The organism is Streptomyces sp. CY-1 (assembly GCF_047218265.1).
GTDB lineage: Bacteria > Actinomycetota > Actinomycetes > Streptomycetales > Streptomycetaceae > Streptomyces > Streptomyces niphimycinicus.
Genome location: NZ_CP178393.1, coordinates 5,898,460 through 5,917,959 on the forward strand (window position 1 = coordinate 5,898,460; position 19,500 = coordinate 5,917,959).

General features: G+C 71.9%; 18 protein-coding genes and 1 pseudogene. 5 read left to right on the forward strand and 14 right to left on the reverse strand.

The window, feature by feature from the left end:
* Window positions 1-8 precede the first annotated feature (8 nt).
* The 3 genes from ACK1X7_RS25425 to ACK1X7_RS25435 all read right to left on the reverse strand — a co-directional run bounded on the left by ACK1X7_RS25425 (window position 9) and on the right by ACK1X7_RS25435 (window position 4,483).
* Window positions 9-689, reverse strand: coding sequence for a response regulator transcription factor (locus ACK1X7_RS25425; protein WP_385142032.1), 681 nt, complete (start codon window positions 687-689; stop codon window positions 9-11).
* Window positions 686-2,002 carry a sensor histidine kinase gene (locus tag ACK1X7_RS25430; RefSeq protein ID WP_413115683.1) on the reverse strand — a complete coding sequence of 439 codons (1,317 nt, stop codon included), beginning with the start codon at window positions 2,000-2,002 and terminating at the stop codon, window positions 686-688. The genes ACK1X7_RS25425 and ACK1X7_RS25430 overlap by 4 nt, the downstream gene beginning before the upstream one ends.
* A gap of 129 nt (window positions 2,003-2,131) precedes the next feature.
* Window positions 2,132-4,483: an MMPL family transporter gene (locus ACK1X7_RS25435; protein ID WP_413115684.1), complete on the reverse strand. Its 2,352-nt coding sequence runs from the start codon at window positions 4,481-4,483 to the stop codon at window positions 2,132-2,134.
* A gap of 178 nt (window positions 4,484-4,661) precedes the next feature.
* On the opposite strand from ACK1X7_RS25435, the gene ACK1X7_RS25440 reads away from it, so the two are divergent.
* Window positions 4,662-4,793, forward strand: a complete 132-nt coding sequence (locus ACK1X7_RS25440) for a hypothetical protein (protein WP_413115685.1) — start codon at window positions 4,662-4,664, stop codon at window positions 4,791-4,793.
* A gap of 202 nt (window positions 4,794-4,995) precedes the next feature.
* Here ACK1X7_RS25440 and ACK1X7_RS25445 read toward each other — a convergent pair whose 3' ends face one another.
* Complete coding sequence (locus ACK1X7_RS25445; protein ID WP_413115686.1) at window positions 4,996-5,766, reverse strand: hypothetical protein; 771 nt, start codon at window positions 5,764-5,766, stop codon at window positions 4,996-4,998.
* 86 nt (window positions 5,767-5,852) lie between these two features.
* A complete protein-coding gene (locus ACK1X7_RS25450; protein WP_413115687.1) occupies window positions 5,853-6,524 on the reverse strand; it encodes an HAD family hydrolase in 672 nt (223 codons plus the stop codon).
* Window positions 6,525-6,607: 83 nt separating this feature from the next.
* Between ACK1X7_RS25450 and ACK1X7_RS25455 the strand changes: the two genes are divergently transcribed.
* The 4 genes and pseudogenes from ACK1X7_RS25455 to ACK1X7_RS25470 all read left to right on the forward strand — a co-directional run.
* The gene (locus ACK1X7_RS25455) at window positions 6,608-7,807 is read left to right on the forward strand and encodes a helix-turn-helix domain-containing protein (protein WP_383144521.1); all 1,200 of its coding nucleotides are present in this window, start codon (window positions 6,608-6,610) and stop codon (window positions 7,805-7,807) included.
* A 102-nt stretch (window positions 7,808-7,909) separates the two neighbouring features.
* Complete coding sequence (locus tag ACK1X7_RS25460; protein ID WP_383144518.1) at window positions 7,910-8,335, forward strand: hypothetical protein; 426 nt, start codon at window positions 7,910-7,912, stop codon at window positions 8,333-8,335.
* Window positions 8,332-8,565, forward strand: coding sequence for a hypothetical protein (locus ACK1X7_RS25465; protein WP_361504782.1), 234 nt, complete (start codon window positions 8,332-8,334; stop codon window positions 8,563-8,565). The genes ACK1X7_RS25460 and ACK1X7_RS25465 overlap by 4 nt, the downstream gene beginning before the upstream one ends.
* 139 nt (window positions 8,566-8,704) lie before the next feature.
* Window positions 8,705-11,102, forward strand: a pseudogene (locus ACK1X7_RS25470) (cation-translocating P-type ATPase); the annotation flags it as partial.
* Between the two features lie 34 nt (window positions 11,103-11,136).
* On the opposite strand, the gene ACK1X7_RS25475 reads toward ACK1X7_RS25470, so the two are convergent.
* From ACK1X7_RS25475 to ACK1X7_RS25515, 9 genes are all read right to left on the reverse strand, one after another.
* Complete coding sequence (locus ACK1X7_RS25475) at window positions 11,137-12,234, reverse strand: ABC transporter ATP-binding protein (RefSeq protein ID WP_385142053.1); 1,098 nt, start codon at window positions 12,232-12,234, stop codon at window positions 11,137-11,139.
* Window positions 12,231-13,085 carry an ABC transporter permease gene (locus ACK1X7_RS25480; protein ID WP_385142074.1) on the reverse strand — a complete coding sequence of 285 codons (855 nt, stop codon included), beginning with the start codon at window positions 13,083-13,085 and terminating at the stop codon, window positions 12,231-12,233. The genes ACK1X7_RS25475 and ACK1X7_RS25480 overlap by 4 nt, the downstream gene beginning before the upstream one ends.
* Before the next feature lie 20 nt (window positions 13,086-13,105).
* Window positions 13,106-13,951, reverse strand: coding sequence for a molybdate ABC transporter substrate-binding protein (modA, locus tag ACK1X7_RS25485; protein ID WP_385142056.1), 846 nt, complete (start codon window positions 13,949-13,951; stop codon window positions 13,106-13,108).
* A gap of 71 nt (window positions 13,952-14,022) precedes the next feature.
* Window positions 14,023-14,412 carry a TOBE domain-containing protein gene (locus tag ACK1X7_RS25490; protein ID WP_208949114.1) on the reverse strand — a complete coding sequence of 130 codons (390 nt, stop codon included), beginning with the start codon at window positions 14,410-14,412 and terminating at the stop codon, window positions 14,023-14,025.
* Between the two features lie 104 nt (window positions 14,413-14,516).
* A complete protein-coding gene (locus ACK1X7_RS25495) occupies window positions 14,517-15,995 on the reverse strand; it encodes an FAD-dependent oxidoreductase (RefSeq protein ID WP_385142059.1) in 1,479 nt (492 codons plus the stop codon).
* Window positions 15,952-16,293: a (2Fe-2S)-binding protein gene (locus ACK1X7_RS25500; RefSeq protein ID WP_385142062.1), complete on the reverse strand. Its 342-nt coding sequence runs from the start codon at window positions 16,291-16,293 to the stop codon at window positions 15,952-15,954. The genes ACK1X7_RS25495 and ACK1X7_RS25500 overlap by 44 nt, the downstream gene beginning before the upstream one ends.
* Window positions 16,290-17,546, reverse strand: coding sequence for an NAD(P)/FAD-dependent oxidoreductase (locus ACK1X7_RS25505; RefSeq protein WP_413115688.1), 1,257 nt, complete (start codon window positions 17,544-17,546; stop codon window positions 16,290-16,292). The genes ACK1X7_RS25500 and ACK1X7_RS25505 overlap by 4 nt, the downstream gene beginning before the upstream one ends.
* A gap of 28 nt (window positions 17,547-17,574) precedes the next feature.
* Entirely contained in the window at window positions 17,575-18,576 is a 1,002-nt protein-coding gene (locus tag ACK1X7_RS25510; RefSeq protein ID WP_385142068.1) for a proline racemase family protein, read from the reverse strand.
* Entirely contained in the window at window positions 18,573-19,493 is a 921-nt protein-coding gene (locus tag ACK1X7_RS25515) for a dihydrodipicolinate synthase family protein (protein ID WP_385142071.1), read from the reverse strand. The genes ACK1X7_RS25510 and ACK1X7_RS25515 overlap by 4 nt, the downstream gene beginning before the upstream one ends.
* Window positions 19,494-19,500: the final 7 nt, after the last annotated feature.

The window sequence follows — 19,500 nt, forward strand, 5'->3', positions numbered from 1 at the left end:
CTCGGCGGTCACGGTGTGGGCGGAGCCGCCTGCGCCAGGCCCGTCTGGTAGGCGATGACGACCAGTTGGGCGCGGTCGCGGGCGCCCAGCTTCGTCATCGCGCGGTGGATATGGGTGCGCACGGTCAGCGGGCTGAGCGTGAGGATCTCGGCGATCTCGGTGTTGGACCTGCCCTCGGCGGCCAGGCCCATCACCTCGCGCTCGCGGCCGGTGAGCTCCGACAGGCGCTCCGGGAGCGCGAGATGGGCGTCGGGGGCGGGGGACATGAGGAAGTTCGTGATGAGGGTGCGGGTCGCGGCGGGTGACAGCAGCGCCTCGCCGGAGGCCACCGTGCGCAGACCGGCCAGCAGGGTGTCGGCGGTGACGTCCTTGCCGAGGAAGCCGCTGGCACCGGCGCGCAGCGCCTGGGCGACGTAGTCCTCGGTCTCGAACGTCGTCAGGATGAGGACGCGGGTGGCGGCCAGCTCCGGGTCGGCGCAGATCGCGGAGGTGGCGGCGAGACCGTCCGTGCCCGGCATCCGGATGTCCATGAGGACGATGTCGGGGTGGTGGGCGCGGGTCAGTTCCAGCGCCTCCGCGCCGTCCGATGCCTCACCGACCACCGTCATGTCCTCGCAGGAGTCGATCAGGATCCGGAAGGTGGCCCGCAGCAGGGCCTGGTCGTCGGCGAGCAGCACCCTGATGGTCATGACTCTTCTCCTCCTGCTGGAACATCGGTGGCGGCTGCGGCCGCCTGGGAGGCCGCGTCGGGTGCCGCATCGGGCGCCGCGGGCTGGAGCGGCAGTGCGGTGGTGACCTCGAAGCCGCCCCCCGGGCGGGGGCCCGCACGCAGTTCGCCGCCGATGGTGTGGGCGCGTTCACGCATGCCCATGACGCCGAAGCCCCGGCTCGGCCCGGCCTCGGTGGTGTCCGTGGTGTCCTTGGTGTCCGTGCTGCTCATGGCGTCCGGACCTTCGTTGCTGACCGTGATCAGCAGACGGGATCCGGCGTAGGCGATGCGTACGTGTGCGGCGTCCGCGGCGGCGTGCTTGGTGACGTTGGTGAGCGCCTCCTGCACGATCCGGAACGCGGTCAGGTCCACCCCGGGGGAGAGCGGGCGCGGCTCCCCCGTCGTGGTGACCGAGACGGTGAGCCCCGCGGACGCACACGCCGAGACCAGTTCGGGCAGCCGGGCCAGGCCGGGGGACGGCTCAAGCGATGCGGAGGCCGGGTCGTCGTTCTGGCGCAGCAGTCCCAGCGTGGCCTTCAGCTCGCGCAGTGCGGAGGAGGTGGTGCCGGTCAGGTCGGTGAGGATCTTCTGCGTCTGCTGCGGGCTGGTGAGCGCGAGGTGGGCGGCCGTACCGGCCTGCGCGTTGGCCAGGGCCATGTGGTGGGCCACGACGTCGTGCAGCTCGCGGGCGATGCGCATGCGCTCCTCGGTGACGCGCAGCCGGGCCTCCTCCTCCCGGGTGCGCTCGGCGTGTTCGGCGCGGGCCTGCACCGATGCCAGGTAGGCGCGCCGCAGCCGGGTCATGTTGCCGGCGGCGAGCGGCAGCATCAGCCAGAAGAAGGGGCCGATCGTCCTGAGCAGCAGGGAGAGGCCGTCCATGGAGTCGGCGAACACCGCCGCGGCCATCAGCGCCACCATGGTGGTGACGCCGAAGACGCGTGTGGTCTTGCGGTCGGTGAGCGTGGCCAGCCAGTAGAGCGCCGCCATGACGGGGCCCAGCAGCAGGGGGGTGAGCAGATACCCCCGCGAGATCGCGATCACGGTGCAGACCGCGGTCACGACGACGGCGGTGCGCGGGTGGGTGCGGTACTTCAGCAGGGCGATGCAGGACACGCCCATGAGGACGACGGCGGCCCTGTCCTGGTCGGGTGGGTCGGCGCCGGGCAGGCTGAGATTGCTGCCGAGGGTCGCACCGCCCATCAGTGCCAGGACGAGCACCACGTCGACGACGCGGGGGTAACGGTCGGCGTACTGCTCGAAACGGTCCGTGTAACGCTCAAGGCTGGTGCTCATCGGGCTCTCCGGTCGTTGCTCTGGGGCCATCGTGACCGTTTCCCCGCTCCCCGTGCGAACGGCTGCCGGGACCGCCCATGGCGTTCGCCACGGGTGGCCCCGGTCGGTGGGGTGGGCAGGGTGGTCGGATCAGGTGCGGGCCACTTCGCGGCCGGGCGTCCCGGCCGGACGCGGGCCCGCTTCCGGGTCGGCTTGCGGGTCTGTTCCCTGGCCCGCTTCCTGGCCAGCTTCCTGGCCGGCTTCCTGGCCGGCTTCCTGGTCCGCTTCCTGTCGGCGGCTGAGGGCCTCGCCCTCCACGTCGACGTTGGGCAGCAGCCGGTCCAGCCACTTCGGCAGCCACCAGGCCCTGTCGCCGAGCAGGGCGAGCACGGCGGGCACGATCGCCATCCGTACGACGAAGGCGTCGAACAGGACGGCGCAGGCGAGTCCGAACCCGATCATCTTGATCATGGAGTCGCTCTCGCCGACGAACCCGGCGAACACCGCGATCATGATCAGCGCGGCGGCCACCACCACGCGGGCGCTGTGCCGGAAGCCGGATGTGATCGCCTCGCCGGGCCTCTCGCCATGGACGTACGCCTCCCGCATCCGCGAGACGAGGAACACCTCGTAGTCCATGGCCAGGCCGAAGACGATGCCCACCAGGAAGATCGGCATCAGGCTCATGATCGGGCCGGTCTGTTCCACGCCCAGGAGTCCGGCGCCGTGGCCCTGCTGGAAGACGAGGACGACCACGCCGAGGGAGGCCAGCACCGACAGCAGGAAGCCGAGGGCCGCCTTCAGCGGGACGAGCAGGGACCGGAAGACCACCAGCAGGAGCACGATCGCGAGGCCCACGACGACGACCAGGTAAGGGATCAGCGTGGCCTGCACCTTGTCGGAGATGTCGATGTTCAGCGCGGTGGTGCCCGTGACCTCGAAGGTCGCCCCGGTCTCGGACTCGACTCCGGGCCGCTCGCCCCGAATGGTCGTGACCAGGTCCTTGGTCTTCTCATCGGTCGGCGAGGTGGACGGCACGACCTGGAAGACGGCCGTGTCACCGGCCTCGTTGAAGCGGGGCGGGGAGACGGAGATGACGCCTTCGGTGCGACCGATCTGTTGCGCGACGGTTTCGGCGGCGCGCTTGGGGTCGACGGTGCCCTTCGGGTCGGCGGCACCGTTCGCGTCGGCGGCACCGTTCGCGTCGGCGGCACCCTTCGCGTCCACGACGACGGTCAGCGGCCCGTTGAAGCCCGGCCCGAACGCCTCGGCGAGCGCGTCGTAGGCCCGGCGCTCGGTGGTGGAGGTCGACTTGGCCTCGTCCCCGGGCATGCCGAGTTGCAGGGCCGTCATCGGCACCGCGAGGGCTCCGAGGCCCACCACGCCGAGCAGCAGCACGGGCAGCGGACGCCGCAGTACGAACCGCGCCCAGCGGCTGCCCCCGTTGTTCCGGGTGCCCTCGTCCTCGATCCGTCCGGTCCTGCGGGCCCGCCGCCGGAGCACGGCGTTCGGCCAGAAGCCGAGGAACGCCGGGACCAGCGTCAGCGCGATCAGTACGGCGACGACGACCGCGCCCGCCGCGGCCAGGCCCATCTTGGTGAGCATCGGGATGCCGACCACCGCGAGTCCGGCGAGCGCGATGACCACGGTGAGCCCGGCGAACACGACCGCGGAACCGGCCGTGCCGACCGCCAGACCCGCCGCCTCCTGCGGCGCACGGCCCTTGGCGCGCTCTTCGCGGTAGCGGGAGACGACGAACAGGGCGTAGTCGATGCCGACCGCGAGGCCCAGCATCATCGCCAGGGTGCCGGTCGTGGTGGACAGGCCCAGCGCCTGGGACAGGGTCAGGATGGTGGCCATGCTCACGCCGACGCCGATGAGGGCGGTCAGCAGCGGCAGTCCGGCAGCGGCCAGCGAACCGAAGGTGATCAGCAGTACGACGGCGGCTATCGCGACACCGATCACCTCGGCCACGCCGCCGGGCCCGCCACCGTCGTCCATCGCGCTTCCGCCCGCCTCGACGGTCAGCCCGGAGTCCCGGGCCGTGTCGATGGCCCGCTCCAGACGCGTCTTGCCGGCGTCGGTGAGGTCGTTGGCGGCGACCTTGTAGGTGACGGACGCGTACGCCGTCGAGCCGTCCTTGCTGATGGCCTTCGCCTGGAACGGGTCGACAGCACTCGCGACCTGCGGGCCGTGGGCCAGGTCGGCCACGGCCTTCTCGACGGCCCGCTTGTTCTCGGTGGCGGTGACCTTCTCACCGCTCGGCGCGACGAAGACGACCCGGGCGGTCGCGCCGTCGGCGGTGGCTCCGGGGAAGCGCTGTTCCATCAGGTCGAACGCCTTCTGGGCCTCGATGCCCGGCATGGAGAACCCGTCGTCGGAGGCTCCCGGAGCCTTGAGGGCGCCCAGCCCGACGGCGGCCAGCACGGCCGCCCAGACCAGGGCGACGTACCAGCGTCGCCGGAAGGCCAGACGGCCCACTCGGTAAAGGAAAGTAGCCACGGCAGGAGGTCTCCACATCTGGTGCCGAACATCTGGTGCCGACTGTCCGTCCAGGCTCTCTGGGAGGGGGTGATTGTGTCGTCGTGCGCCTGCCGACAGTTCGCACTACTGAGAACGCAGTACGGAGGGGGCGAGGGGGTCCGCCGCTGGTACGACTGCCCCGGTGGGGGTTATCGGGGTGATCGGGGTGATCGGCTTGGTCGGGCTGATCGGCTTGGTCGGGCTGATCGGCTTGGTCGGGCTGATCGGCTTGGTCGGGCTGATCGGCTTGGTCGGGTGCGGCGCCGTTTCGCGCCTTCGGCGCAATTGAGCAGCGGCGGCGGAGGTGGGGGGCGCGGCGCCGCGGCCGGGCGCTGGGTCGGTGGGAGTGGGCGCCGGTGGCGGCTGCGCTGGTCGGGGGCCGGGGTAGGTGCCGGGCAGCCGGAGGGGGGTTGGGGTACCCCTCTTGAAAATGCTTGACAAATTAGTTGCTTCGGATCAAGCGTTTTTTCGGGGGGGGTACCCGGAGGGGCCTATCGGAGGCCGTGGAGCTTGGTGATCAGACGGCGCAGGAGGGCCACCCGGTCGCTGCCACGCGGTCGGCAGTCCTCCAGACGGCGGACGACGCCAGGCGGTACGTCCTCGACCCCGACGGCGTCGACGACCTTGTCGAGCGCGCGGATGCCCCAGTACTGGTTGAAGGCGAGCGGCTCCCTGACGACAGCGTCGGCGAGAAGGGTCAGCGCGTCGGGTACCGGCACCGCGTAGAGCCGCGCGTAGGCCGCCAGCCGCAGACCGCCGTCCGGGGAGGCGAGCCAGCCGTCGAGGTCGGGGTCCGCGAGCCGCTGGGTGGCGCGCACCAGCCGCGCGAAGATGCCGCTCATGCGCTGCGTACGGGTGGAGCCACTGGCCATCGACCTACGGACCCCGAGGTATTCGGCGGCCAGTCGGCGCACGTCCGCCAGCGCGGTGGGGTCGTCGGTCTCCGGTCCGTCGTCGCCGCTGCCGACGAGGGCGGCGTCGGCGATGCGCTCGGCGGCCTCGATGCGCTGCTCGACCGCCTCCTTGAACTCCAGGCGGACCCCGCCCGGCAGTTCGATGCTGTTGAGCAGATCACGCAGCCAGGGCACGACCGCCACGACCAGGAGCGCCACGGTGACGTTGTCTATCTTCAGGTCCGGCGCCAGCACATGCGTGACCGCCACCGCGACAGCCACACAGCTCACCACGGACGCGACGATGAACCGACGCCTCGCGGCCCGCCCCGAATACCCCTCGCCCTCCCCGGGCTCCCCCTGCCTCATGTGCCCCAGCATGCCCCAACCGGGGCCGCTTCAGGCCGGACAGGCGTGGGCCCGGGCGGATCGCCACGCCCGGCGGGATGCCCCATTCACTTCGTCAGGAGCTTCAGCAGCTTCTCCGTGTCCGCGAGATCTTCGACGACTTCCGTAGCTCCGGCGGCCCGTAGACCGGCCGCGCTGGTACGCCCGGTGGCCACGCCGATGACGCGGACGCCACAGCTCAGGCCGCCCTCGACGTCGTATGGCGTATCCCCGACAAGGACAGCGTCGTCTGGCCGCATCTGGGCACGCCGCAGAGCGATGCGCACCAGCTCCGGACGTTCGTCCGCGTCCTCGCCGAATGCCCCGATCGAGAGATCGATGCACTGGTCGAGGCCGAACACGGCCAGCTTCACCTCGGCGGTGGCCCGGATGTTGCCGGTCATCACCGTCTGCGTGATCCCGTCCCGCGCAGCCAGGGCCGAGAGCAACGAGGAGGCCCCGGGGAGGGCATGCCCGCGCTCCCGAAGTTCGGCCGCGCGGCGTACGTGGACGACTCCGAGAGCCTGAGCGAACCGCTCGAACAGGTCGCGGCTGTCCGGCAACCCGTGGAGCCCCAGCGTCTCGCGGAGGATGACCGACTCGGTCGACCCATCGATCTTCGCCTGCTCCCGCATGGGCCGACCCGTGACCTCTTCGAACGCCTCGGCCCAGAGTTCGCGTCCGACCCCTCGGGTATCTACGAGCGTGTGGTCGATGTCCCACAACACGAGCTGCGGCACTGTATTGCCTTCCGATCGTTGGATACCGACCCCCGTTGGTGACGGGCACCATACGCTGAGTGGGCATACGTACGGAGGTAGGCATGGTCGCATCCGATCTGCCCATCGGCGACAGGATCAGGCACTACCGCGGCGAACGGCGACAAGACGTCGTAGCCGGGCTCGTCGGCATCTCCCCCGATTACCTGTCCCAGATCGAACGCGGCTTGAAGGTGCCGTCGCTGCCCATCCTGCACGCCATCGCCCAGGAGCTCGGGGTGCCCACTGCCGCGCTGCTCGCCGACATGCCCGCAGGCAGCCGCGCATCCCTGGACACGACCGAGCCCGCGATCGTGCGGGCTTTGATGGGCTACGGGTCGCCTTGTAGTCCTTCCTCCGCCGAGCCGACAGCACTGCGCGAGCGTGTGGACAGCGCCTGGCGGCTCTGGCAGAGCAGCAAGACCCGATTCACCGACATGGCAGGCGTTCTGCCCGGCCTGATCGCGGATACCGAGCGCGCTGCCCGGACGGCCCGCTCGGCCACGGACCCCGCCCGGCGCCGAAGCATCATGCGTGTGAGGGCTGACCTCTACTTCCTGTTGCGGTCGTACCTACGGCGTACCGGCCGGGTGGATCTGTCGATGCTGGCCGCCGATCGGGCCGTACGGGCAGCCGAGGAAGTGGATGACCCACTGCGCATAGCGGCCGCTCAGTGGAATCTGGGACATGCTCTGCTGGCCTCCCAGGAGCCGGACGGCGCCGAGCAGGTCGCGCTCCGCGCGGTCGAGGAGCTACGCCGATCGCCCATTGCGGAGCCGTACAGGGTCGCGATGTCAGGAGCGCTCCAACTCGTGGCGGTCGTCGCGGAGGCCCGGCGTCGTGACTGGTCTGCGGCACGGGACAGACTCAGGAACCACGCCCGTCCAGCGGCTCGGAGCGTCGGAGAAGGCAACATCATGTGGACCGTTTTCGGGCCGACGAACGTGGCCTTGCACGAGGTCAGCATCGAGATGGAAGCGGGCGACACAAGCGAGGCGCTACAGGTGGCAGACGAACTGGACACCAGCGATCTGCCGTCCATGGAGCGGTCGTTCACCTTCAACCTGGAGGTGGCGCGCTGTCACCACCTGCGGCGCGAGGACGCGGCGGTGCTGCTGAGCCTGCTGGAACTCGAGGACTTGGCCCCGGAGGACCTGGCGCGTACGCCCCTGGCGCGAAAGCTCATGCTCACGGTGATCCGGCGAGGTCGGGCGATGCATGCCCGGCAGGCTGAGAAGCTGGCGGAGCGGGTCGGAGTCTTCTGACCACCGAGCCCGTGGTTCGCCCGAACTGACAGCTCGGGTGGGCAGCCGCCGGTGTCTCTACGGTCAGTCATCACCTGACCACCCATGACGCCGGGGGCTTCCGTGCACATCAGCACCCCTAAACCACAAACATGGGCGCCACCGCGCGGCGCCGACGTAGAGATGGTGCGGGTCGGCCCGCACTGGGACGTCGTACGGGCGCCGGAGGCGCTCGGCGGGCGGGCGTTGGAGTTACTCGGTGGGGCCTCCGGGGCCGTCATCGCCGACTACAACCTCATGTACTGGCTGATCCGGCCGGGAAGCGCCCAGTACTGGCGACGCATCCGGCAGGTGCAGACGCTCGGTACGGGGCGCGTCGAGACCTCGTACATCGGGGTTCCCCCCGTCGACCGCACCAGCGGGCCATATCTGCACTGGCGCGTTCCGCTCGGGCCGGGTCGGTATCTCACCGATGCCGACCGGCTTCGCGAGGCCCTCGCCCGGGCGGCCGTTGCCGAGCTGGGCATCGATGCGGAGGCGGATCGGTGAGCGAGGGCTTGGCCGCGCAGCGGGACGTCGCGCTGGGCGGGATCGAGTTGCCGGATCCCGACACGCTGACCGGGCCCCAACTGGAGGGCTGGCACTGCGCGCTGTGCGGGCGGCGGCTGTACGCCGATCAGTTGCTCGGCACGGTCGTGTGGGCCTGCGGCAGCAGGCCCCAGGAGGTCGAACTGTGGGTGTGCCGGCCGCTCTGCCGCGAGGCCCCCGGTGGCGCGTAGGCAACGCCGAGACGGTCAGCCGGTGGGGTTCACGAACGTGGCCGGGTGGGTGGCGGCTCGCTGGTCGACGAGTGCGCCCCACGGCCACTCCAGCTTCAGCGAGCTGGTCCGTTCGGCGGAGTGACGACGGCGATGGCGCCTGGGCCTGCGCCAGGAGGGCAAAGCCGAGAGCGCGATGAACGCGCTGCAATCGATGATGAAGGCGACGGCACGGGTACGCAGGGACGGCACGGAGGCCGAGATCCCCGCGGAACATCTGGTCGTCGGTGACATCGTGCTCATCGCCGCCGGTGACCAGGTGGCGGCGGACGGACGCATCATCGAGGCCAGTGCCCTGCAAATCGACGAGTCGGCGCTCACCGGAGAGAGCGTTCCCGCCGCGAAGGACGCCGGCACACTCCCGGGCCCCCTGCCGGCACCTGGCGACCTGACGAACATGGCGTTCATGAACACCCCGGTCACCCACGGCAGCGGCGTGCTCGTCGTCACCGCGACCGGCGCCGGAACCGAGGTCGGCAAGATCTCCGGGATGCTGTCGGCCACCGAGAAAGAGGTACCGCCACTCACCAGGGAACTCGACACCCTGACACTGTGGATCACGGGGGCGGCGGCCCTGACCATGATCGTGATGTTCGCCCTGGGGCGCGGGCGGGACGAGGCCCTGGGACGTCCTGTTCGTCAGCGCGGTCTCGCTGGCCATCGCCGCCATCCCCGAGGCCCTGCCGACCGTGACCCAGGCGATCCTGTCCGTCGGCAGCCTGAACCTGGCGAAGCGGAACGCCATCGTCAAGGAACTGCCGTCCGTCGAGACGCTGGCGTTCACGTCGGCGATCAACTCGGATAAGACCGGCACCCTGACCATGAACCAGATGACCGCCGTCGAAGTCGTGAGTCCCACCGACCGGTACACCGTCTCGGGCACCGGCTACGGGCTCGGCGGGAAGATCCACCATGCCGCGGGGTCCTCCGCGAGCATCGAGGACGCGATCCTGCCGTACGTGGTGGCCAGCGACGCGAAGCTGGTGGACGGCAGGGTGGTGGGCGATCCCACCGAGGGCGCGCTGCTGATGCTCGCGCACAAGGCCGGGCTGGACATCGACGCCACCGGGGAGGGACTTCCCCGGCTCGCCACGCTGCCATTCGACCCGGACTACAAGCTGATGGCCACCTTCAACTCAGCGGTCGACGCCTCCGGGCAGCAGATCGTCCGGTGCTTCGTCAAAGGCGCGGTCCCGGCAGTGGTGGAACGGGCGGCCACCGCGCTCGCGGCGGGCGAGACCGTACGGTGGGACGCCGAACTGAGCGCGCGCGCCGACGCGCAGACCGAGCGGATGGGCGGTGAGGGACGCCGGGTGATGGCCGCGGCCACCCGTGATCTGGACCCGGCCGGCTTCGATCCGGACGGCGACCTCCTCGCGTACATCACCGAACTGCGGATGACCAGTCTCGTCGGCATGGTCGATCCGCCGCGCGAGGACGCCGGGGCAGCCGTGGCCGGCGCGCAGGCGGGGCACATCCGGGTCCGTATGGTGACCGGTGACGACGTCACCACCGGCGCGGCGATCGCCCGGCAGCTCGGCATCCCCGGCGAGGCGGTCCTCGGCGCCGACTTCGCCGCCATGAGTGCGGACGAGCAGCTCGCCCGGATCGACGGCATCGGTGTGGTGGGGCGCGTCGCGCCGGAGCACAAGGTACTGCTCGCCGACACGCTCAAGAAGAAGGGCGAGGTCGTGGCGATGACCGGGGACGGCGTCAACGACGCGCCCGCCATCAAGGCCGCCGACATCGGTATCGCCATGGGCAGCGGCACGGACGTGGCGAAGAACGCCGGACGCATGATCCTCTCCGACGACCGCTTCGCCACCATCGTCTACGCCGTGGAGCAGGGCCGCAGAATCTACGACAACCTCACCAAGTACATCCGATTCGTACTGCTCCTGCTGGTCACCTTCGTGCTGACCTTTCTCGGGGCCACCGTCTTCAACATCGCCGCCGGTGAGCCTTTCACCCCGCCGCAGGTGCTGTGGATCCACTTCGTCGTCAACGCCTCCTTCGGCTTCGCGCTCGGCTTCGACCAGGAGAGCCCCGGGCTCATGCGACGCATGCCGCGACCGCGAGGGGAGTCCGTGCTCACCCGGCCCGTACTGGTCACGGTCGGACTCGGCGGGCTGGCGATCACCGTCGTCCTGCTCGGACTGATCAAGCTCGGTCAGACTCGCTTCGACAGCGTCGGTACCGGCCAGTCGATCGCGTTCACCGCCTTCGCCCTCTGTCTGATCGTGGCCGCGTTCGAGTGCCGCAGCGAGACGGACTCGGTGCTGACGACGTCCACCTTCGACAGCAGGCAGATGAACTGGGTGGCGCTGGCCCAGTTCGTGCTCGCGGTACTGGTGACCCAGATGGACGGCTTCCGCCGCATCCTCGGAACGGCCCAGATCAACGCGCGGCAGTTCGGCTGGGCGCTGCTGGCCGCCCTCGCGCTCCTGCTCGTGTGGGAACTGGGAAAGTTCCTGGCCCGTCGCTCAAGAGACACCTGATGGGTCGGCACTTCCCGGCCCGGTAGAGCAAGTATCAGGCCGGATACGCGTGGGTCTGGGTCGCCTTGAGGGTGGCCCACACGGTGCGGCCCGGGTGGAGGGACAGTTCGGCCACCGCCACCGTCGTGAGGTCGGCCAGCAGCGGGAGTTCGCCGGTGAGGTCGACGCGGATCTGGTCGCCGTGCGACTCCATACCGGCGACCTCCAGCCGCCACAGGTTGCGCGCGCTGGAGTCGGGGCGGTCGCGGTGGAGGGTGACCGCGGCGGGTGGGAAGGCGACGAAGACCGGGCCGGTGAGGTCCTCGGTGGTGGTGATGGTGGCGCCGCCGTCGAGCCGTACGGTGTGGCCGTCGGCGCGGCCCTGGTAGAGGTTGAGGCCGACGAGGCTGGCGATGTAGTCGGTGCGGGGGCGGCGGGAGATGTCCGAGGGGGCGCCCTCCTGGACGGTACGGCCCTCCTCCACGACCACGAGCCGGTCGGCGAGCACCATCGCGTCCAGCGGGTCATGGGTGACCAGGACGGCCACCGCCTCGAACTCGGCCAGATGGCGGCGGAGTCCGGCGCGCACGTCGAGGCGGGTGCGGGCGTCCAGCGCGGCCAGTGGCTCGTCCAGCAGAAGCAGCCGGGGGCGGGTGGCGAGGGCGCGGGCGAGGGCGACCCGCTGTGCCTGACCGCCGGACAGTGCGCGGGGTTTGGCGCCCGCGCGGTCGGTCAGGCCCATCCGCTCCAGCCAGTCGGCCGCCTGGGCACGGGCCTCCGCCTTCGGCACCCCGTGGCAGCGCGGGCCGAACGCCACGTTGTCGAGGGCGGTGAGATGGGGGAAGAGCAGATAGTCCTGGAAGACGACGCCGACCGGGCGGTGTTCGGGCGGGGTCCTCAGCTTGCGCTCCGGCTCCTCCAGGGTCCGGCCGTCCAGCCGCAGCGCCCCCGTGGTGAGCGGGGTGAGTCCGGCCAGGGCGCGCAGGGCGGTGGTCTTGCCCGCGCCGTTGGGCCCGAGCAGGGCGACCACCTCGCCGGGCGCGGCGGACAGCCGCAGGTCGAGGCGGAAGGTGCCACGGTCCACGACGATGCGGGCGTCGAGGCCGTCGGTGCGCGGCCCGGCGTCCTCGGTGGGGGAGGTGTCCGTGATCATGAGGCGGCCATCCAGCGGTCGCGCAGCCCGGCCAGGACCGCGATGGAGACGGCTAGCAGGACGAGGCTGAGCGCGATGGCGGCGGCCGGGTCGCTCTGGAGCGCGAGATAGACCGACAGCGGCATCGTCTGCGTACGGCCCGGGAAGTTGCCCGCGAAGGTGATGGTGGCGCCGAACTCGCCCAGCGCCCGCGCCCACGCCAGCACCGCGCCCGCCGCCACACCGGGCGCGACCATCGGCAGCGTGACGCGCCGGAAGGCTGTGAAGCGGGATGCGCCGAGGGTGGTGGCGGCCTCTTCGTAGCGCGGATCGGCGGCCCGCAGCGTGCCCTCGACGCTGATCACGAGGAACGGCATCGCCACAAACGCCTCCGCGACCACCACCCCCGCCGTGGTGAACGGCAGGGTGATGCCGAACGCCGAGTCCAGCCAGCGGCCGACGATCCCGTTACGGCCCAGCGCGAGCAGCAGCGCCACACCGCCCACCACCGGCGGCAGCACCAGCGGCAGGGTCACCAGGGCGCGCACCAGTCGGCGGCCGGGGAAGCGGGCGCGGGCCAACAGCCAGGCCAGCGGCACGCCCAGCACCAGCGCCACGGCGGTGGCGGCGGTCGCGGTGATCAGCGAAAGCCGCAGCGCCTGCCATACGGCGACGCTGGTGAGCTGGTCGGGCAGGCTCCGCCAGGGCGCGCGGACCAGCAGCGCCACCAGCGGAAGCACCAGGAAGACCAGGCCGCCGAGGGCGGGCAGCAGCAGCGGCAGCGGGACCCCCGCCCGGAAGCGGGGGGTTCCGGACCGGCGGCGCGAACCGCCGTCCAGAACCTCCGCCGGGCCGTCGGCGGCGTCCGGCACCGGCCCGGACTTCTGCTCCGTCACGGCTTGAGGAAACCGGCCTCGCCGAGCACCTTCTGACCCTGCGCGGACTTCACCAGGTCGATGAAGGCGGTGGCCGCCTCGGCGTTGGGGGCGTTCTTCAGCAGGGCGATCGGATAGTCGTTGATGGCCTGCTTGGACTCGGGGAACTCCACGCCCGCGACCTTGCCGCCCGCCGCCTTCACATCGGTCTTGTAGACGACGGCGGCGTCCACCTCCTTGAGCTGCACCTTGGTCAGGGCGCCCTTGACGTCCTGCTCGTACGAGACCGGGGTGAGCTTCAGCTTGGACGCGTCCAGCGCCTTCTGGGCCGCCGAGCCGCAGGGCACCTCCTTGGCGCACAGCGCGACCTTCAGCCCGGAGCGGGTGAGGTCCTTCAGCGTCGCGATCTTCTTCGGGTTGCCCGGGAGGGTCGCGATCTCGAGCTGGTTGCGGACGAAGGTGACCGGGGTGCCCTTGGCGTCCTTGGCGTCGGTGACGGTCTTCATGGTCTTCGGGCTCGCGGCGGCGAAGACATCGGCGGGGGCGCCGGAGGTGATGCTGGCCGCGAGGGCGTCGCTGCCGCCGAAGTTGAAGGAGACCTTGGTGCCGGGGTGTTCCTTCTCGAAGGTCTTGCCCAGCGCGGTGAAGCTCTCCTTCAGCGAGGCCGCCGCGAACACGGTCACCGTGCCGGACGGCTTCTTCGAGGAGGAGCCGGAGTCGGACTTCTTGGCGGAGTCGTCGGAGTCGTCGGAGTCGCCGGAGGAGCAGGCGGTGAGTGCCATGGCGGCGAGCGCGAAACCGCCCACCGCACGGTAGGTCCAACGGACTCGGGGTCGGGATCCGGTTACGGAACGGGTCGTCATGGAGTCTGTCTCTCCCTCTCTGCCTCTGCTGCCGCTGCCGCCTGTGCCACTGCCGCTCACGGTGCGCGTGCTCACGGGGTTTCCACGACCACGTTGGTCGACTTGATGACGGCGACGGCCGGAACGCCGGGCTCCAGCTTCAGCTCCTCCGCCGACTCCCGACTGATCATGGACACCACGCGGAACGGCCCGGCCTGGATCTCCACCTGCGCGGACACATCGCCCAGGATCACCTCGGTGACGATCCCCGAGAAGCGATTGCGGGCCGAGGAGCCGGGGTTGTCGCGCTCCGCGCTACTGGCGACCTCGCGGGCGAACGCGGCGAGCGCCGGGCCCGGGATGATCCGGCGCCCCTGCTCGTCCCGTTCGGCGGCCAGCCGTCCGCTGTCGACCCAGCGCCGCAGAGTGTCGGCGCTGACCCCCATCAGGGCCGCGGCCTCACCGATCCGGTACGTATGCATCCGCCGATGGTAGCGCCGCATCTGCGAGCCGGTACACGGCGGTCAGGTGGTATTCGTCCAACGATTCGGGTACGAACGCTGGCATCTGCGCGATGGGCGGGGGCTCAGGGCTCCTCGTCCGCGTCGGCTCCGGGCTCCTCGGCCCCGTCCGCCATCCCCGCCAGCTCCCCCAGCGTCACCGGGGCCGCGAACGGCCGGGCCGAGAGCGGCCGTAGATCCTCCGCCGTGGCCGGGCGGCCGGTCAGCGACGCGGTGACGGCAGCGACGGCGAACCCGCAGATCCGGCCCTGGCACCAGCCCATCCCCGGGCGGGCCAGGAGCTTCATGGTGCGGGGGTCCTCGGCGCCGAGTTCGCCGCGGGCGCGGCACAGCTCCCCGTAGGTGACCTCCTCGCAGCGGCAGACCACCGTGCGTTCGGTCAGCCGATCCGTCCACCCGGCGGGCACGGGGTAGGTGCGGTGCAGGGCGGCGGCGAAGGCCCGGCCGTGGCGGATCGTGGCGCGCAGCCGTCGCGCGGCGCGCGGATCGACCGGCAGCCGGTGGGCCGCCACCAGGGTCAGGGCGGCCAGCCGTCCCTCGGCGACGGCCAGTGCGGCACCGCCCACGCCCGTGGTCTCCCCCGCGGCCAGGACGTCCGGGACGGTGGTGCGCTGACGGGCGTCGACCACGGCGACGAGGGAGCCGTCGAGGTCGCGCCGGGTGTCGGCGCCGACCATCAGGGGCAGTTCGAGGGCGGGGGTGAACCCCCAGCCCAGCGCCACCAGATCGGCCTCGAGCACCTCGCCGCCGTCGAGCCGCACCCCGCGCACCCGGTCCTCGCCCAGGATCTCGGTCACCGCGGCCCGTGTCCGGTACGGGATGCGGTGGCGGGCCATCAGCGCCGCGTACCGCAGCGCCTCGGCGGACTTGGCGGGCACCCGCGCCGCCCCGCCCAGGTGGCGCAGCCAGCCGTGCGCCGGGTTGGCCTCGCATACGGCCAGGACGCGTACACCCGCCTGAGCCAGACCCGTCGCCACCGGCAGCAGGAACGGTCCCGTGCCCGCGACCACCGCCCGGCGGCCCGCCGCCGTCCGATGCCCCTTCAGCAGCGCCTGGACACCTCCGGCCGCCATCACCCCGGGCAGGTCCCAGCCGGGGAGCGGAAGTTGGCGGTCGTGGGCGCCGCAGCAGAGCACCAGGGCGCGGGCCCGCACCCGGTCCCGCTCGACGGGGGCGGTGTCGTACGGACCGTTCAGGCGCAGGGTGAACGGCCCGGTGTCCGGGCGGGGGCGGTCGATCAGCCAGACCTGATGGCCGGGGAGGTAGTGGAGGCGGCCTAGGCGGCGCTGGTGGTGCAGCCGGGCGCGGAGACGGGCGAAGAGCCGCCCGTCGCGGTGGCCGGAGTGCGGGGGGTGTTCGTCGTCGTGGCGCCAGTACTGGCCGCCGGGCAGCCGCCCCGCGTCGATGAGCGCCACGTCCAGGCCCGCCTCGGCGGCGCCGACGGCGGCGGAGAGCCCGGCGGGCCCCGCGCCCACGACGGCCACGTCATACATCGGCGGATCAGCCGACATCGCCATCACCTCCGCCATCACCTTCGCCGTCACCTTCGCCGTCGCCTTCGCCGTCGCCGCCCTCCGCCGACAGCCGCATCCCGTCCCGTGCCGGGACCAGACAGGCGCGCTGCCCGGGGCGCCCATCCACGGTGATCAGGCAGTCGAAGCACACCCCGATCCCGCAGAACAGCCCGCGCGGCCTGCCCTCCCGCCGCGTCGTCCGCCAGGCCACGATCCCGGCGGCCATCAGCGCCGCGCCCACGCTCTGCCCGGGCAGCGCGGTGACCGCCGCGCCGTCGAAGGTCAGCCGGTACGGCGGCGGTCCACTACGGGTGCTGCACTCACTCATCCGCGCCCTCCTTCGGCTGCGAAGCGTTCGGGGGCGAACGGCGTCAGGTCCAGCTCCGTCGCCTCCCCCGTCGCCCCGGTCAGAGCCTGCGCGATCAACTTCCCCGTCCCCGCCGCGAGACCGATGCCCGCGCCCTCGTGGCCGCAGGCGTGCCACAGCCCGGGGGCGCGCGGATCGGGGCCGATGACCGGCAGATGATCGGGGCAGTACGGCCGGAAGCCCGCGTACACGCGCATCGCCCGCACCGACGCCAGCACCGGGAACAGCCCGATGGCGCCCCGGGCCAGCGCCCGTAGCGCGGCGGGGGACGGCCGCCGGTCGAAGCCGACCCGCTCCCGGGTCGAGCCGATCAGCACCGTGCCGCCGCCCGTGCCCTCCACGACCGGCGACGCCTGAAGCTCCGCGTCCGAACTGGCCACCGCGTCCACGTAGTCGGCCGCGTAGACCTTGTGTCGTACGGTCGCGGGCGGCAGGGGTTCGGTGACGAGGACGAAGCCCCGGCGCGGCAGCACCGGCAGCTCGACGCCCGCGAGCCCCGCCACCGCACCGGCCCAGGTGCCCGCCGCGTTCAGGACGGCGGGGGCGCTGACGGTGCCGTGGGAGGTCCGTACGCCGGTGACCGGGGAGCCCGCGGGCCCGCCGCCCGGCCGCCCGCCGCCCGGCCGCAGGAACCCCACCACCTCCGTCCGGGTACGCACCACCGCTCCGCGCCGCCGCGCGAGCCGCAGCAGATGCGCCGCCGCCAGCATCGGCTGCACCTGGGCGTCCTGCGGATACAGCGCGCCCCCGGCGGCCTCGCGGGTCAGCCGCGGTTCGAGGGCGTGGAGTTCCGCCCCTGACACCTCCCGCACGTCGACACCGCAGGCCCGCTGCCGCTCGGCCAGCGTCCGCAGCGCGTCCAGGGCGGTGGGGGCGGAGGCCACCACCAGCCCGCCCTTGGACTCGAACTCCCACAGCCCGCCGTACGCGCCCAGGTCCTCGCCCCACACCCGTCGTGAGTACTGGGCGAGTTCCAGCTCCGGGCCCGGTTCCTTGTCCGAGACCAGCACGTTTCCCTCGCCCGCGCCCGAGGTGCCGCCCGCGACTGCGCCCCGGTCGACCACCACGACCCGCAGCCCGGCCAGGGCGGCGAACCAGGCCGCGGCCGCACCGACCACTCCGGCGCCGATGACGACCAGATCGGCGGTGCTCGGCAGCTCCTCGCCGATCCCGTCGCCGATCCCCGGAGTCGTGCTGCGTCGCCCCGGCGTCATCTCTCCCACCATCGCCACGCCCGCCCCCCTACATCAAGAACCCGGCCGGAAAGGGATCGTCGGGATCGAGATGGAACTGCGCGGTGCCGGTGACCCACGCCCGTCCGGTGATCGCGGGCACGACGGCGGGCAGCCCGGCCACCGTGGTCTCCTCCAGCAGTCGCCCGATGAACCGCGTCCCGATGAACGACTCGTTCACGAACTCCTCGCCCAGGCCCAGCTCACCGCGTGCGTAAAGCTGCGCCATCCGCGCGGAGGTGCCGGTCCCGCAGGGGGAGCGGTCGAACCAGCCCGGGTGGATGGCCATGGCATGGCGGGAGTGGCGCGCCGTCGACCCCGGGGCCTTCAGATAGACATGGTGGCAGCCGGTGATGTCCGGCCGCTCGGGGTGGTGCGGCGGCTCCCGCTCGTTCACCGCCTCCATGATCTTCAGCCCGGCGGTCAGCAGCTCCTGCCCCGCCGCCCGGTCGAACGGCAGCCCGAGGGCGCCCAGCTCCACGATGGCGTAGAAGTTGCCGCCGAACGCGATGTCGTAGCGCACCTCGCCGAAGCCGGGCACTGGCACCGTACGGTCCGTGGCCAGGCAGAACGAGGGCACGTTCCGGATCGTCACCGAGGTCGCGGCCCCGTCGCGCACGGCGACGTCCGCGACCACCAGGCCCGCCGGGGTGTCCAGGCGGATGGTGGTGACCGGCTCGCGCACCTCGACCATCCCGGTCTCGACCAGCACCGTGGCCACTCCGATGGTGCCGTGTCCGCACATCGGCAGCACCCCGGACACCTCGATGAAGAGCACTCCGTGATCCGCGTCCGGCCGGGTGGGCGGCTGGAGGATGGCCCCGCTCATCGCGGAGTGGCCGCGCGGTTCGTACATCAGCAGGGTGCGCAGATGGTCCTGGTGCTCGATGAACCACCGGCGGCGCTCGGCCATGGTCGCGCCCGGGAGCGTCCCCACCCCGCCGGTGACCACCCGGGTGGGCATGCCCTCGGTGTGGGACTCCACGGTGTGCAGGACCCGCCGCGACCTCACCGGTACCCCAGCCCGAGCACGGTCTCGGTCTCCCGGACGACGCGCGCCGCCACCTCACCGGTCAGCCGCGAGCGCGGCGGCCGGCAGGATCCGCCGCGCAGCCCGGCGAGGTCCATGGACACCTTGATGGCCTGGACGAACTCGGTCCTGGAGTCCCAGCGCAGCAGCGGATGCAGCGCGCGGTACAGCGGCAGCGCCTTCTCCAGGTCCGTGCCGACGCCCGAGGTGGCCAGCCGGTACAGCTCCACGGTGGCCTCGGGAATCGCGTTCGGATACCCGGCGATCCACCCCACGGCCCCGGCCAGCCCCAGTTCCAGCAGGACGTCGTCGGCGCCGATCAGCAGATCCAGCCCGGGGGAGCGCTCGGCGATCTCGTACGCCCGCCGCACATCCCCGCTGAACTCCTTGACCGCGACGATCAGCCCCTCCCCGTGCAGCTCGGCCAGCAGCTCCGGGGTGAGGTCGACCTTGGTGTCATGGGGGTTGTTGTAGGCCACCACCGGCAGCCCGGCCCGCGCCACCTCGCGGTAGTGGCCGACCACGGCCTCCCGGTCGGCGCGATAGCTGTTCGGCGGCAGCGCCAGCACCGCCCGCGCCCCGGCCTCCCCCGCCTGCTCCGCCCACCGCCGGCTCTCCATCGCCCCGTACGCCGCCACCCCCGGCATCACCCCGAACCCCTCGGGCGCCGCCTCCACGGCCACCCGCACCACCCGCGCCCGCTCCTCGTCCGTCAGGGTCTGATACTCCCCCAACGACCCGTTGGGGCAGACCCCGTCACATCCGTGCTCGGCGAGAAACCGCACATGGGCGGCGTATCCCTCGTAGTCGACCGACAGTTCGTCATCGTCATGGAACGGCAGCGCCGTGGCGACATGAACGCCACGCCAGGGCGCGGAAACACCGGGAATCTCGGGCATGCGGAAC